The organism is Lysobacter sp. Root604 (genome assembly GCF_001427505.1).
Lineage (GTDB): Bacteria > Pseudomonadota > Gammaproteobacteria > Xanthomonadales > Xanthomonadaceae > Lysobacter.
On sequence record NZ_LMGS01000001.1, the window covers coordinates 1,571,746 to 1,585,121 of the forward strand.

Consider the following 13,376-nt stretch of genomic DNA (forward strand, 5'->3'; position numbering starts at 1 on the left):
AGCCAGATCGTGCAGATCCCCGGCAGAACGAAAGAACGCGCGCCATTGCAGCACCGCGCTAAAGTCACGGGATATTCGGCTCCGCTGAAGTAAAGGGGAACCCGCCTTCGCGGGGATGACGAGTTCGAAGCGGCACCGCTTTGGGGTAGGAGCGGCGTGAGCCGCGACCGCAACACTGAGAACGCATCGAAACGGCAGCTGACGCGAGACGGTGCGGTGCGCCTTCGGCTTACCGCACCCTACGGAATCGACTCAACCACGCAGTTGCGCGATCAACTCCCGCGTCACCGGATCCTCGGCTTCGGCCTCGCCGGCCAGCGCGGGTAGCAAACGGCTGGCGACCTGCTTGCCCAGTTCGACGCCGAACTGGTCGAAGGCGTTGATGTCCCAGAACACCGACTGCAGATAGACGCTGTGCTCGTACAGCGCGAGCAGTGCGCCCAGCGAGCGCGGGGTCAGCGCGTCCAGCAGGATTGTGGTGCTGGGCCGGCTGCCGGCGTAGGCGCGATGCGGGTCCTCGTTGGCCTGGCCGTTGGCGAAGGCCTCGGTCTGGGCGAGCAGATTGGCGTGCAGCGCGCGGTGATTCTCGGCGTAGGGCGTGTCGGCGCGGATCACGCCGATGAAATCGCCGGGCACGATCGAACTGCCCTGATGCAGGGCCTGGAAGAAGCTGTGCTGGGTGTCGGTGCCTACCCCGCCCCACCACACCGGCACGGTGTCGCCGACGACGGCGCGGCCGTCCAGGCGGGTCGACTTGCCCAGGCTCTCCATCACCAACTGCTGCAGATAATTCGACAGCAGCTTGAGGCGATCGTCATAGGCCAGCACCGCCTGCGTCGCGTAGCCCAGGCCGTTGCGGTTCCAGATCGCGGTCAGGGCATGCCAGGCGGCCAGATTGCGCGGCGCCGGCGTCTCCAACACATGCGCGTCCATCTCGGCGGCGCCGTCGAGGAAGGCTTCGAACGCGTCCATGCCGATCGCCAACGCGATCGGCAGACCGACCGCGGACCACAGCGAATAGCGTCCGCCGACCCAGTCCCACATCGGCAGGATGCGCTCGGGCGGAATCCCAAACGCGGCCGCCGGGCGTTCGACGTTGGCGCTGATCGCGTACAGGCGTTCGCCCGCGTGCGCGCCCAACCAGTCGCGCACCAGCGCGCCGTTGAGCAGGGTTTCCTGGGTGCCGAAGGTCTTGGAGATCAGCAGCGCGGCGGTGCGCGCCGGGTCCAGCCCGGCCAGGGTGCGTTGGGCGGCATGGCCATCGACGTTGGACAGGAAATGCACGCGGAAACGACCGGGCGCGGCGCCGCTGAGGGCGTCGGCGGCCAGGCGCGGACCGAGGTCGGAGCCGCCGATGCCGATGCTGACGATGTCGGTGACGTCGCTGGCGGCCAACGCGTCGACGATCGCGCGCATGCGTCCCCGCGCCTGCAACGCCTGGGCGTGCGCATCGCGCGCGACCTGGGCTTGCGAGAAATCGCCGCGCAGCGCGGTATGCAGGGCCGGGCGACGTTCGGTGATGTTGACCGTCTCGCCGTCGAACAGCGCGCGCAGGCGCGCAGCGAAACCGGCCTGTTCGGCCGCCGCGAACAGCGCGGCCAGGGCCTCGCGGTCGTAATGCTGGCGGGCGAAGCTGGCGTAGATCGGGCCGACCCGCAGCGCGAAATCCTGCGCGCGTGCCGGGTCGGCGGCGATCAGCTGCGGCAGCGTGGTGTTTGCGACGCGCCCCGCCTGGGCGCTCAGTAGGCTCAGTCGGGATGCGTCGCTCATGCGTTCTCTCAGGCCGCCTGGGCCGGCATCGAAGTGTTGGTATGGGTCAGCTGGTTGTGGCGGTCCACGTAGACCAGGGTCGGCTTGAACTTCGCCGCCTCGGCCTCGTCGCACACGCCATAGGCGCAGATGATCACCAGGTCGCCCGGCTGGGCCTTGTGCGCGGCCGCGCCGTTGACCGAGATCACGCCGCTGCCCTCTTCGCCGCGGATCGCGTAGGTAACGAAGCGCTGGCCGTTGTTGACGTTGTAGATGTGGACCTGTTCGTACTCGCGGATGCCGGAGATGTCGAGCAGGCGGCCGTCGATCGCGCAGGACCCTTCGTAGTGGAGCTCGGCATGGGTGACAGTGGCGCGGTGGATCTTGGCCTTGAGCAGATTGAGTTGCATGTTCTCACTCCGTCCGCGGACGCGCGGGCGCGAAAAACCGAAGTCTAGCAGCGCATGGCGCAGTGCAACATACTCGCCCCACCCCGCCCCTGGAACGGTGCATGTGCGTTCAGGCGGCGAATTCGAGGTTGTCGATCAGGCGGGTCTTGCCCAACCGGGCCGCGATCAGGGCGACCCGCGCGGCGTCGCCGGGACCGGTGTCCGGCAGGCCAAGGTCGGGCCGGCGGATCGCGGCATAGTCGACGACGAAGCCGGCGGTTTGCAGGCGTTGGCTGGCTTCGGCCTCGACCGCCTCGCGCGTGCTGCCGGCCTGCACGGCCTGGCGCATCCACTGCAGGCAGCGGTGGATCTCGGCCGCGCGCGGGCGCTCCTGCTCGGACAGGTACTGGTTGCGCGAACTCATCGCCAGGCCGTCGGCCTCGCGCAGGGTGTCGGCGGCGACGATCTCGATCGGGAAAGCCAGGTCGCGCACCAGGTAACGGATCACCGCCAGCTGCTGGTAGTCCTTGCGCCCGAACACTGCCAGGTCCGGCCGGACCTGGTTGAACAGACGCGCGACCACGGTGGCGACGCCGTCGAAATGGCCGGGACGGTGCGCGCCCTCCAGGCCCTCGGTCACGTGCGGCACGCGCACCTCGACCGTGGCCTGCGGGCCATAGGGGTACATGGTCTCGACCGTGGGCAGCCACATCAGGTCGGCGCCCGCGGCCGACAAGCCGGTGGCGTCGGCCTCCGGCGTGCGCGGGTAGCGCCCGAAGTCCTCGTTCGGCCCGAACTGGGTCGGGTTCACGAACACGCTGACCACGACCCGGTCGGCGCGCGCGCGCGCCAGCTCGACCAGCGAATGGTGGCCGGCGTGCAGATTGCCCATGGTCGGCACGAACGCGACGCGCAAACCGTCGCGACGCCAGGCGTCGATGGTGGAACGCAGTACGGCCAGATCGTCGACGGTCAGCATGCCTTGCTCGGTGGAGTGTCGAGGGAAACGTGCGGCGCCGACGGCGCCGACGCCACAGGCTGCGAATTACACGCGCTAACGCCGCCGATCACAACGTCTGCGCCGCAACGCTGGGTTCAACCGGCGTAGGAATGCGCCTCGTCGGGGAAGCGGCGTTCGCGCACGGCATCGGCGTAGGCGCGAAACGCGCCCTCGATCGAACCGCCCTCGGCCAGGAAATCCTTGACGAACTTCGGCCGGCGATGGCCGGAGTTCACGCCCAGCAGATCGTGCAGCACCAGCACCTGACCGTCGCATTGCACGCCCGCGCCGATGCCGATGGTCGGAATGGCGAGGTCGGCGGTGATGGCGGCGGCGACCGGGTTGGGCACGCACTCCAGCACCAGCAGCGAGGCGCCGGCCTCCTGGACCGCGCGCGCGTCCTCGCGCAGGCGCGCGGCGGCGGCCTCGTCGCGGCCCTGGACCTTGTAGCCGCCCAGGCGCAGCACCGATTGCGGGGTCAGGCCCAGGTGCGCGCATACCGGGATCTCGCGCTCGACCAGGAAGCGGATCACGTCCAGCTTGTGGCCCGCGCCTTCCAGCTTGACCATCGCCGCGCCCGCCTGCAGCAAGGCGGTCGAGGCCTCGAGCGCGCGCTCGGGGGTGGCGTCGGACTGGAACGGCAGGTCGGCGATCAGCAGCGCCTTGGACAGGCCGCGCGCGACGCAGGCGGTGTGGTAAGCGATGTCGTCCACGCGCACCGGCAAAGTGCTGTTGTGCCCCTGCACCACCATGCCCAGCGAATCGCCGATCAACACCAGATCGATCCCGACCGCGTCCATGGTGCGCGCGAAGCCGGCGTCGTAGCAGGTCAGCATGACCAGCGGCCGGCCGTCGCGCTTGGCGTCGGCGAGCATGGGCACGGTCCAGGCGGTCTTGCGCGGGGTGTCGGTGGGGGCCGAGGTGTACATGGGGTCTGGGTCTCGCCCGGCCGATCGCCGGACGCTCGCGGGGGTAGCCCTATAACTTACCGCCTAAGCCAGGGTTTGTATGTCGCCGATCTCGAGCTGGGCCAAGGCGTCGCGCGCCGGCCCTATTCCCGGAATCTGCGCATCGGGCGCGATTTCCAGCAGCGGCAGCAGCGCGAACGCGCGCTGGTGCAGGTGCGGATGCGGCAGACGCAGGCCGGGGTCGTCGAGGCAGTGCTGGCCGTACAACAGCAGATCCAGGTCCAGCGTGCGCGGGCCCCAGCGGTCGCTGCCGTCCTCGCGGCGATCGCGACCGGCCTCGCGCTCGATCGCCAGCATCGCGCGCAACAGCGCCTGCGGCGCCAGCGTGGTTTCCAGCATGGCCGCGGCGTTGACGAAGTCCGGTTGCGCGGTCACGCCCCAGGCCGGGGTGCGATACAGCGACGACGCGCGCAGCAGGCGCGTGCCCGGCAGCGCGGCCAGGGCTTCGAAGGCGCCGCGCAGGATCGCGGCGCTGTCGCCCAGGTTGCTGCCCAGGCCGACGAACGCGACCTCGGCCACGCTCATTCGCCGTCGTGGTGGTTCGTATCGATAGCGGCAGCGCCGGCCTCGGCTCCGCCGCCGTTGCGGCGACGGCGGCGACGCTTGCGCGGCGCGCTGCCGGCCTCGGCGTCGGACGCCGGCTGCGCGTCCAACTGCGCGGCCAATTCGTCGCCGGGCTTGCCCTGGGCTTCGCTCCAGAACGCGACATCGGCCGCGTGCTCGTTGGAGGCGGCCAGGCGCAGGTTGAGGAAGTCGTAGGCGGCGCGGAAACGCGGATGCGACAGCAAACGGAACACGCGCTTGCGCTGGCGCTGCGAGAAGCGCGTCTGCAGTAGCCAGATCTCCTGCATCGGCAGCGAGAACCGGCGCGGCAGCGCGATCATCTCCAGCTGATGCACGGTGACCCGGTCGGCGGCGCGGCGCTGGGCCTCGACCGCATGCATGCCCTGCGCCTGCAGCGCCATCAGCGCGCGGCAATAGGCCGGCCACAGCAGCATCGCGAACAGGAACGCCGGCGACACCGGTTCGTCGTTGGCGACGCGGGTATCGGTGCCCTGCAGGCCTTCCAGCAGCATGCGGCGGAGCGCGCCGCTGCGATTGGATTTCAGCGCGGCCGCGGTCTCCGGCAGCAGCGCCGGCAGCAGACCGTAACGCTCCAGGCCGAGGAAGCTCTGCACCGCGTGGCCGGACAGGAACAGCTTCAGGCATTCCTCGAACAAGCGCGCCGGCGCGGCGTCGCTGAGCAGGGAGGCCAGGGCCGGAATCGGCGCGGCGGTCGCGGCCTCGATCTCGAAGCCGAGCTTGGCCGCCAGGCGCACCGCGCGCAGCATGCGCACCGGGTCCTCGCGATAGCGCGTTTCCGGATCGCCGATCAGCCGCATCAGGCGGTTCTGGACGTCCTCGAAACCGCCGGTGTAGTCGCGCACCGAGAAATCCTCGACCGCGTAATACAGCGCGTTGGCGGTGAAGTCGCGGCGCACCGCGTCGTCCTCGATGCTGCCGTAGACGTTGTCGCGGACCAGGCGGCCGCCGTTGTCGGTTTCGCGGTCGCCGCTGCCGTCGTCGCTGTTGGCGCGGAAGGTCGCGACCTCGATGATCTCGCGGCCGTAGACCACGTGCGCCAGGCGAAAGCGGCGGCCGATCAGGCGGCAGTTGCGGAACAGGCCTTTGACCTGCTCCGGCGTGGCGTCGGTGGCGACGTCGAAGTCTTTGGGGTGGCCGCCGACGAGGATGTCGCGCACCGCGCCGCCCACCAAGTAGCCGCCGAAGCCGGCATCGCGCAGCCGATACAGCACGCGCAGCGCGTTCGGGCTGATTTCCTTGCGCGAGACGTTGTGCTGCTCGCGCGGGATCACCCGCAACATGGGATGGACGTAGTCGTGACCGGTAGGATTTTCGGGCTGCATCGAGCGGTCGTCGCCGCGTTTGGGATCGCTGCTGCGGGGCAGTGGATCGCTGTGGGAAGGTGAACGGCCACCGGTCGAGACCGGTTGCCGAGCGCTATTCAGCCCCCTATACTAGCAGGCCGCATACGATTGAGAGTCGGATGCGGGTTTAACCTGCTCCCTTCGTCTAGAGGCCTAGGACGTGGCCCTCTCAAGGCTAAAACACGAGTTCGAATCTCGTAGGGAGCGCCAAATTCGGAATGCGAGCCGCCCGCGGCCTTCCACCGTCGCCGGTGAGAACGTTCCTACAGACCGAGCCCGCGCAGCGATGCGCGGGCTTTTTCTTTGCCCGAGCGGTCGGCCAGCGCGTCTCGATGAGAGTCGCTCGCAACAACCCGCCAGGCGGCGCGATCGGCTAGGTTTGCGCCCCCGCCTGTCGCTAAACTAGTCGCGACCGCTCACCCACGGAAGACCGTTCCATGCCCTTCGTCGTCACCGAGAACTGCATCAAGTGCAAGTACACCGACTGCGTCGAGGTGTGCCCGGTCGACTGTTTCCACGAAGGCCCGAACTTCCTGGTGATCGATCCGGACGAGTGCATCGACTGCACCCTGTGCGAGCCGGAATGCCCGATCAACGCGATCTATCCGGAAGACGACGTGCCGGCCGGACAGGAAGCGTTCGTGGCGCTCAACGCCGAACTCGCCAAGGCCTGGCCGGTGATCACCACCCGCAAGGACGCGCTGGCCGACGCCAAGGATTGGGAAGGCAAGACCGACAAGCTCGGCCTGCTGGAGCGCTGAGGGATTCGGGATTCGGGATTCGGGATTCGGGATTCGGGATTCGGGATTCGGGATTCGGGATTCGGGATTCGGGATTCGGGATTCTTCGGGATTCGGGATTCGGGATTCGGGATTCGGGATTCGGGATTCGGGATTCGGGATTCGGGATTCGGGCAGAGCTTAAGCCGCGACGTATTCCCGATTCGTCATACCCGCGAAGGCGGGTATCCAGTGACTTAAGCGCCATGCAGCGACATAGACACGCGTCCATTCCAGCGACGCAAGTCCGCCGCCCCTGCTTTGTCTAGCGCACACGCACAACCCGGCAAGAACACGCCCACGAATCGCGGCATCCGGCTACCTCCATAGCCAACAAGCCCGAGTCTCCCCACCCCATCCAAACAAAAACGGGCGCCTCTCGGCGCCCGTTCTGGTCGTGCCGCTTAGGCCGCGATCACTTGCTGCCCAGCGCTTCCTTCAGCGCCGCGATCAGCTTGATCGGCGGCTGGCCGGTGGCCGGCAGGCCGCGCGGATCGACCGCGGACACGTAAGCGCCGGCCTCGACCGCGCTCACGCGGACCAGGAAGTTGGCGCCTTCGTAGTTGACGTCGTAAGCGCCCAGCAACTGGGCGCGGCTGGCGACGGTCAGACCTTCGACCTTGGCCAACGCCTCGCCGACCTTGGCGTAAGCCTCGTCGCGGCTGCCGGCGGTGGTGAAGCCGATCGGCGAGGCGGCGCTGGCGACCGTGGTGGGCGCGCGCTCGGAGGCGGACACCGAACCGTTCGGGATCGCCATGGCGCCGTCGGTGCGCGGACGGTCGAGGTCCGGCGGCACTTCCAGCGGACGCTGCTCGGCGTTCTCGGCGTACAGCGGATTGCTGCCCTTGCGGAACCAGCTGCAACCGGCGGTGGCGACCAGGCCGATCAGCAGTGCGCCGACTGCGACGCGGGACAGGGAAACATTGGAACGCATGGGCAAATCTCCTGCGGGGTTCAGGCTGCGAGCGTAGCGCGGCAGTCGTGTTCTAGTTCGCGTACCAGCGCATGGGCGCTGGCGGCGGCGTCTTGGTGGGCGGCCGACAAGGCCGTCAGCGGCAGGCGCAGGCCGTGGCCGACGCCCTGGCGGGCGAGCACGGCCTTGACCGGGATCGGATTGGATTCGACGCCGAGGAAGTCGTAGAGCGGCGCCAGGCGCGCGTCCCAGGCCAGGGCCTCGTCGCGGCGGCCGGCGCGGGCCAGATCGGCCAGACGGCGAAACGAGGCCGGCACCAGGTTGGACGCGACCGAGACGATGCCGTCGGCGCCGGCCAGCATGGCCCGGCAGGCGGTCGGGTCGTCGCCGCTGAGCACGGCGAAGCCGGCGTCCTGCAAGGCCAGCAGCGCGGTCATGCGCTCGGGCTCGCTGCGCGCTTCCTTGATGCCGACGATACGCGGATGCCCGGCGAGCTGGGCCACCGTTTCCGGCAGCAGATCGCAGCCGGTGCGGCCGGGCACGTTGTACAGCACCAACGGCAGGGCGCCGTCGTCGGCGATCGCGCGGTAATGCGCGACCAGGCCGGCCTGGGTCGGGCGCACGTAGGGCGGCGTCACCACCAGGGCGGCGTCGGCGCCCAGCGCGGCCACGCGGCGGGTCAGTTCGATGGTTTTGGCGGTGTTGGACAGGCCGGTGCCGGCCAACACCGGGACGCGCCCGGCGATCTGCTCCACCGCGGTGCGCAGCAGGGTGTCGTACTCGGGATCGTGCAGGGCCGCGGCCTCGCCGGTGGAGCCGGCGACCACGACGGCCTGGGTACCGCCGTCGAGCTGCGCCGCCAGCAAGGCGCGCCAGGCATCGAGGTCGAGTTCGCCGGCCGCGTCGAACGGCGTGGCCAGCGCGGTGATGCTGCCGGAGAGTCGCAAGTGAGGGCCTTCGCGCGGAGCGCTGTGTGAGCGGCGGCACGGAATGCCGCCAAGTGCCGATGTTACTGCCTTGCGATGTTACTTGCGGGCCGAAAGCGCGGGCAAGTATGCTGGCTTCAGGCCGCAGCCCGTGCGCGGGCCGCCGTTCAGTATCCGAGCCACTCGCTCCCCTTGCAGGCGCCGCCTTGACCGATTCCGCTGCCCGGCCGTCGCCGAACGAAAATCACCTCCTGATCAACGCCTATACGACGCATCCGGAGTCGCCGCTGTTGTCGGTGACGCGCCGGATCGCCGATTCCGGCTGCAACCTGGTGGACGCGCGCCTGTCCACCGTGGGTCGGGACGTCTCCGTCACCGCGCTCGCGGTCGGCTCCTGGGACGCGGTCGCCAAGCTCGAAGCCATGCTCACGCGCCTGGAGCGCGAGGAAGGCCTGAAGCTGGTCTGGTACCGGACCGGGCCCAAGCAGGTGCAATCCAATCTGTTGCCCTACATCGTCGAAGTGGTGGCCGCCGACAAGCCGGGGATCCTGTTCCAGCTCGCCGACTTCTTCGATCGCCAGGGCATCACCATCGAGAGCCTGCACTGTTCGCGCTACCGCGCCATGCAGACCGGCGCCGACATGTTCTCGGCCCAGGTGACCATCGGCGTGCCCTCCAGCATGCACATCGCCGCCCTGCGCGACGATTTCCTGGAGTTCTGCGATCACTTGAATCTCGATGCCATCATGGACCCGATGAAGTTCTGAGGATCTGACAGCACGCATGCTCGACACCGGTAACCGCCTCGACAAGACCGTTTCCTCCCTGCCCCTGGTGCTGTCCAGCGGCGAGACCGCGCAGCTGAAGGACTACGCCGGCCACTGGCTGGTGCTGTACTTCTATCCCAAGGACAGCACGCCGGGCTGCACCACCGAAGGCCTGGACTTCAACGCCCTGCTGCCCAAGTTCAAGAAGCTGGGCGCGACGGTGCTGGGCGTGTCGCGCGACTCGCTCAAGTCGCACCAGAACTTCTGCGCCAAGCAGGGCTTCAAGTTCGATCTGATCAGCGACAAGGACGAGGCCCTGTGCCAGGCCTTCGGCGTGATCAAGGAGAAAAGCCTGTACGGCCGCAAGTACATCGGCATCGAGCGCAGCACCTTCCTGATCGACCCCAAGGGCGTCATCGCCCAGTCATGGCGCCCGGTGAAAGTCTCCGGCCATGCCCAGGCCGTCCTGGACGCACTAAAGGCTGCGCAGACCCAGTGACCGCCCCTTTGTTCTCCGCTATCCGCCGTCCCGCCCCGCGGGCCACGGCGGCGCTGCCGTGCGCGCACGGCGGCGCCATCGCGTTCCACCCGTCGTATCCGCACCGCGCCGTACCCACCTGCCATGAGGCATCGGAATGACCCGAAGCAAGCGCATCTACGTCCTCGACACCAACGTGCTGATGCACGACCCGACCGCGCTGTTCAAGTTCCAGGAACACGACGTGTACCTGCCGATGCAGGTCATCGAAGAGCTCGACAACGGCAAGAAAGGCACCTCCGAAGCCAGTCGCAACGCGCGTCAGGTCAGCCGCTTCCTCAACGAGCTGATCGAAGTCGAGGGTACCGACAAGATCGCCGTCGGCATCACCCTCAAGCGCCCGCAGGGCCTGCAGCTGCGCGGACAGGAGAGCATCGGCAAGCTGCGCTTCCAGACCGACTCCTTCGACAGCGGCAAGCGCTTCGGCGCGGTCATCCCGGACAACCATATCCTGGGCGCCATCCTCGCCCTCAAGGAGAGCGAGCCAGGCGTGCCGGTGGTGTTCGTGTCCAAGGACATCAACCTGCGGATCAAGGCGGCGATCGCCGGAATCGCGTCGGAGGACTACGAGAACGACCGCGCGCTGGACGATTTCAGCCTGCTCTACACCGGCGCCACCGCGCTGCCGGAGGATTTCTGGCAGCGCCACGGCAAGGACCTCAAGTCCTGGACCGAGAAGGGCCGCACCTATTACGAAATCGCGCGCACCCCGGACGACGACTGGTATCCGAACCAGTTCCTGTTCCTGCCCGGCGACGAGGAGTCCGAGCTCAAGGTCAGCAAGGTCGGCGACGACCGCGTGACCCTGCAGATCGTCGACGACTACCGCCACAACCAGCATGCGGTGTGGGGCATCATCGCGCGCAACCGCGAGCAGAACTTCGCGCTCAACGCGCTGATGGATCCGGAGATCGACTTCGTCACCCTGCTGGGCACCGCCGGCACCGGCAAGACCCTGCTGGCCTTGGCCGCGGGCCTGGCCCAGACCATGGACCAGCAGCGCTATCGCGAGATCATCATGACCCGCGCCACGGTCAGCGTCGGCGAGGACATCGGCTTCCTGCCCGGCACCGAGGAGGAAAAGATGACGCCGTGGATGGGCGCGCTGACCGACAACCTGGAAGTGCTGACCCACAACCAGGAAGGCGGCGCCTGGGGCCGCGCGGCCACCAACGATCTGCTCGCCTCGCGCATCAAGATCCGCTCGATGAACTTCATGCGCGGGCGCACCTTCCTCAGCCGCTGGTTGATCCTGGACGAGGCCCAGAACCTCACGCCGAAGCAGATGAAGACCCTGATCACGCGTGCCGGCCCCGGCACCAAGATCGTCTGCCTGGGCAATGTCGAACAGATCGACACGCCCTACCTCACCGAGACCACCTCCGGCCTGACCTATGCGGTCGACCGCTTCAAGGGCTGGGCGCACAGCGCGCACGTGACCCTGCGCCGCGGCGAGCGTTCGCGCCTGGCGGACTACGCCTCGGAAGTGCTGTAAGCCATGCGCAAAAAGGGAAGCCGGCCTCGCGGCCGGCTTCCCGATACTCGTACCCTTGCGTTCGCCGGTACCGTCAGCGTCCGGGCACGCGACAACAAGTCGCGTTGATCTGGTAGCCGAGCACGCTCAACAGCGAACCGACCAGATCGCACTTCCAGCCCACCGGCTGGCCTCCGACCACGTTGGGTTCGGAGTTGCTGATCGCGATGCCGAGCACGCCGCCGCAACCGCCGCCGGTGACCGTATAGCCGGCCGGGCACGCGATGGTCTTGGTCTGCAGGCCGCTCAACAGCGCCAGCGAGCCGCTGGCTTGCGCCACGGTGCAGTCCAGCGCGGTGGCTTCCGGTTCCATGAAGTAGCCGGTCACGTCGATCACCAGCTCCGACTGCGCGTAGCTGTAGACGTTGAACTGGCTGGTGCAAGCCGGTCGGCACAAGGTGATCGACGACTCGTTCGACATGATGAAGCCGTTGGTGTAGTTCAGCGACGACGCCAGCGGCTTGGCTTCGTTGAACGGATACGCGGTGAAGTACCCGTTGCCGCCCGGATACACCGACGTGATCTTGACCTGCAGCGAGGCCGCATTGGTCGGAATGCCGCAGTTCGACGGCGCGCCGCCCTGACTGGTGAAGTCGCTCGCGGTGTAGCCCTTGAAGCTGCGTTCGCCGTCGGCCAGGATCGGGCCGCCGACCACGCGGGTGTCGACAATCCGGCAGGGACTCAGCGGGGTGAAGACCAGATCGCTGCCGCTCGAGCCCAGCGCGGTGGGTTGCAGGTTGGGCTGGCCTTGCGCGGCCACGGCGGCGCTGGCGCCCGCGCCGCCCAGCAAAGCGGCGTTCATCTGCTCGAAGCTGCCCGCGCTGGCGGCCAGTTCGAGGTTGCCGAGGTCCGCCGTTTGCAGGGTGCCCTCCATCCGCTCGCTCCAGCCGGCCCCCATCGCCCCGTAATTGCGTTCCACATAAGGCGACCATCGCGCCACGATGTCCTGTGCCAGTTCTCCCCGCATCCCTTCCGGCGCCAAACCGGTCGTGTTGGTGCCGAACAGGCCGACACCCACGGCCGCCGCCGGCAGTACCACAGCCAGCAGGGCGATCAGTATTTTGCCTTTCTTACGCATATAACCCCCGTATCCGTAATTTTGAGAGGGCGCCAGATTGCGTTTGACCAGCAGGAAATAATCACCAGAAACACCGGATGCGGGCGCATGCATCGGTGACGATAATGCTTATCCGCCGTCTGATAATGCTGCAACGTCTGATTTCACTAACGTGAATAGCTGCGGAGGTGACGAAATAGGGCATATCCCGCCGATACGCGGTTCCGCGTGTGACGCGTTACTCAATCCACACCAATCGTGCCTCGTAGCGCTATCGCGTTAGCGAAATACTGAGGCATGATCCCGGACAGTCTTAGGGGAGATCACCCATGGCGGCTTTACCGGAGCGCATACGGCGCGCCCGTAGTTTGTCCCGGATTTCCCAACTCGCCCTAGCCAACATGGTCGGCGTACAACGCAGCGCGGTCGCGCAGTGGGAGCGCAAGGACGGCAGCCATCCCTCGATGCATCATTTGATCGCGATAGCCTTGGCCACCGGGGTTTGTCTGGAATGGCTGGGCACCGGACGCGGCCCGGTCAAACCCGGCGAGGACGCCTGGACCCCGGCCATGCGCACCGACGATTACGCCCAGGACGATATTGAATCGGAGTGCTTGGATGCTCTGAGGAAAATCCCTTTCCAGATTAGAAAGCAAATCGTCGGATTGATTTCGTTGGTATCGCGAAATTATTAATCCCCCGATCTGGGTATAAACCACCACGAGCGCGCCGAAAATGTAGGCCGCGAAAACGGCGCATTATCGACCGTCCCCGCGAGGGGGCCGCGGTGTCCGCAATTCCCGGTTTTGCGCGAACGACCGTGACGGC

14 protein-coding genes and 1 tRNA gene are annotated in these 13,376 nt (G+C 67.5%); 6 read left to right on the plus strand and 9 right to left on the minus strand.

The features are described 5' to 3' along the window. Positions 1-252: 252 nt before the first annotated feature. The 6 genes from pgi to pcnB all read right to left on the minus strand — a co-directional run bounded on the left by pgi (position 253) and on the right by pcnB (position 6,013). Positions 253-1,770 (minus strand): glucose-6-phosphate isomerase, encoded by a 1,518-nt coding sequence (gene pgi, locus ASD69_RS07145; protein ID WP_056175614.1) that lies wholly within the window; start codon positions 1,768-1,770, stop codon positions 253-255. 8 nt (positions 1,771-1,778) lie between these two features. Next, on the minus strand, positions 1,779-2,159 hold the full coding sequence (gene panD, locus ASD69_RS07150) for an aspartate 1-decarboxylase (RefSeq protein WP_056175616.1): 381 nt from the start codon (positions 2,157-2,159) through the stop codon (positions 1,779-1,781). Between the two features lie 109 nt (positions 2,160-2,268). Next, a complete protein-coding gene (gene panC / locus ASD69_RS07155) occupies positions 2,269-3,117 on the minus strand; it encodes a pantoate--beta-alanine ligase (RefSeq protein WP_056175618.1) in 849 nt (282 codons plus the stop codon). Between the two features lie 116 nt (positions 3,118-3,233). Continuing rightward, the gene (gene panB / locus ASD69_RS07160) at positions 3,234-4,067 is read right to left on the minus strand and encodes a 3-methyl-2-oxobutanoate hydroxymethyltransferase (protein ID WP_056175621.1); all 834 of its coding nucleotides are present in this window, start codon (positions 4,065-4,067) and stop codon (positions 3,234-3,236) included. Positions 4,068-4,130: 63 nt separating this feature from the next. Beyond that, positions 4,131-4,631, minus strand: a complete 501-nt coding sequence (gene folK, locus ASD69_RS07165; RefSeq protein WP_056175625.1) for a 2-amino-4-hydroxy-6-hydroxymethyldihydropteridine diphosphokinase — start codon at positions 4,629-4,631, stop codon at positions 4,131-4,133. Beyond that, positions 4,628-6,013 (minus strand): polynucleotide adenylyltransferase PcnB, encoded by a 1,386-nt coding sequence (pcnB, locus tag ASD69_RS07170; RefSeq protein WP_056175628.1) that lies wholly within the window; start codon positions 6,011-6,013, stop codon positions 4,628-4,630. Before pcnB ends, folK begins: the two co-directional genes overlap by 4 nt. A gap of 155 nt (positions 6,014-6,168) precedes the next feature. On the opposite strand from pcnB, the gene ASD69_RS07175 reads away from it, so the two are divergent. Together ASD69_RS07175 and fdxA are read left to right on the plus strand one after the other, a co-directional pair. Continuing rightward, positions 6,169-6,244 (plus strand) — tRNA-Glu (locus ASD69_RS07175). Between the two features lie 227 nt (positions 6,245-6,471). Then, the gene (gene fdxA, locus ASD69_RS07180; RefSeq protein ID WP_056175631.1) at positions 6,472-6,795 is read left to right on the plus strand and encodes a ferredoxin FdxA; all 324 of its coding nucleotides are present in this window, start codon (positions 6,472-6,474) and stop codon (positions 6,793-6,795) included. A 433-nt stretch (positions 6,796-7,228) separates the two neighbouring features. Here fdxA and ASD69_RS07185 read toward each other — a convergent pair whose 3' ends face one another. Both ASD69_RS07185 and dapA read right to left on the minus strand, forming a co-directional pair. Then, the gene (locus tag ASD69_RS07185; protein WP_056175634.1) at positions 7,229-7,747 is read right to left on the minus strand and encodes a hypothetical protein; all 519 of its coding nucleotides are present in this window, start codon (positions 7,745-7,747) and stop codon (positions 7,229-7,231) included. A gap of 20 nt (positions 7,748-7,767) precedes the next feature. Further along, positions 7,768-8,673: a 4-hydroxy-tetrahydrodipicolinate synthase gene (gene dapA, locus ASD69_RS07190; protein WP_056175638.1), complete on the minus strand. Its 906-nt coding sequence runs from the start codon at positions 8,671-8,673 to the stop codon at positions 7,768-7,770. Positions 8,674-8,780: 107 nt separating this feature from the next. Between dapA and ASD69_RS07195 the strand changes: the two genes are divergently transcribed. The 3 genes from ASD69_RS07195 to ASD69_RS07205 all read left to right on the plus strand — a co-directional run bounded on the left by ASD69_RS07195 (position 8,781) and on the right by ASD69_RS07205 (position 11,452). Next, complete coding sequence (locus ASD69_RS07195; RefSeq protein WP_157489304.1) at positions 8,781-9,419, plus strand: glycine cleavage system protein R; 639 nt, start codon at positions 8,781-8,783, stop codon at positions 9,417-9,419. A gap of 16 nt (positions 9,420-9,435) precedes the next feature. Then, positions 9,436-9,918 carry a peroxiredoxin gene (locus ASD69_RS07200; RefSeq protein ID WP_056175642.1) on the plus strand — a complete coding sequence of 161 codons (483 nt, stop codon included), beginning with the start codon at positions 9,436-9,438 and terminating at the stop codon, positions 9,916-9,918. Positions 9,919-10,054: 136 nt separating this feature from the next. Further along, positions 10,055-11,452 (plus strand): PhoH family protein, encoded by a 1,398-nt coding sequence (locus tag ASD69_RS07205; RefSeq protein WP_056175645.1) that lies wholly within the window; start codon positions 10,055-10,057, stop codon positions 11,450-11,452. A 73-nt stretch (positions 11,453-11,525) separates the two neighbouring features. On the opposite strand, the gene ASD69_RS07210 is transcribed toward ASD69_RS07205, so the two are convergent. Then, positions 11,526-12,569 carry a hypothetical protein gene (locus ASD69_RS07210; protein WP_056175650.1) on the minus strand — a complete coding sequence of 348 codons (1,044 nt, stop codon included), beginning with the start codon at positions 12,567-12,569 and terminating at the stop codon, positions 11,526-11,528. 308 nt (positions 12,570-12,877) lie between these two features. Here ASD69_RS07210 and ASD69_RS07215 point away from each other — a divergent pair, with 308 nt between their 5' ends. Next, positions 12,878-13,243, plus strand: coding sequence for a helix-turn-helix transcriptional regulator (locus ASD69_RS07215; RefSeq protein ID WP_056175654.1), 366 nt, complete (start codon positions 12,878-12,880; stop codon positions 13,241-13,243). Positions 13,244-13,376: the final 133 nt, after the last annotated feature.

Bases quoted from the DNA above. Each gene is read 5' to 3' on its own strand.
- ASD69_RS07200 (WP_056175642.1), top strand. From the start codon at position 9,436: ATGCTCGACACCGGTAACCGCCTCGACAAGACCGTTTCCTCCCTGCCC.
- fdxA (WP_056175631.1), top strand. From the start codon at position 6,472: ATGCCCTTCGTCGTCACCGAGAACTGCATCAAGTGCAAGTACACCGAC.
- panC (WP_056175618.1), bottom strand. From the start codon at position 3,117: ATGCTGACCGTCGACGATCTGGCCGTACTGCGTTCCACCATCGACGCC.
- panD (WP_056175616.1), bottom strand. From the start codon at position 2,159: ATGCAACTCAATCTGCTCAAGGCCAAGATCCACCGCGCCACTGTCACC.
- folK (WP_056175625.1), bottom strand. From the start codon at position 4,631: ATGAGCGTGGCCGAGGTCGCGTTCGTCGGCCTGGGCAGCAACCTGGGC.
- ASD69_RS07210 (WP_056175650.1), bottom strand. From the start codon at position 12,569: ATGCGTAAGAAAGGCAAAATACTGATCGCCCTGCTGGCTGTGGTACTG.
- panB (WP_056175621.1), bottom strand. From the start codon at position 4,067: ATGTACACCTCGGCCCCCACCGACACCCCGCGCAAGACCGCCTGGACC.
- ASD69_RS07215 (WP_056175654.1), top strand. From the start codon at position 12,878: ATGGCGGCTTTACCGGAGCGCATACGGCGCGCCCGTAGTTTGTCCCGG.
- pgi (WP_056175614.1), bottom strand. From the start codon at position 1,770: ATGAGCGACGCATCCCGACTGAGCCTACTGAGCGCCCAGGCGGGGCGC.
- ASD69_RS07185 (WP_056175634.1), bottom strand. From the start codon at position 7,747: ATGCGTTCCAATGTTTCCCTGTCCCGCGTCGCAGTCGGCGCACTGCTG.
- pcnB (WP_056175628.1), bottom strand. From the start codon at position 6,013: ATGCAGCCCGAAAATCCTACCGGTCACGACTACGTCCATCCCATGTTG.
- ASD69_RS07195 (WP_157489304.1), top strand. From the start codon at position 8,781: ATGCTGGCTTCAGGCCGCAGCCCGTGCGCGGGCCGCCGTTCAGTATCC.
- ASD69_RS07205 (WP_056175645.1), top strand. From the start codon at position 10,055: ATGACCCGAAGCAAGCGCATCTACGTCCTCGACACCAACGTGCTGATG.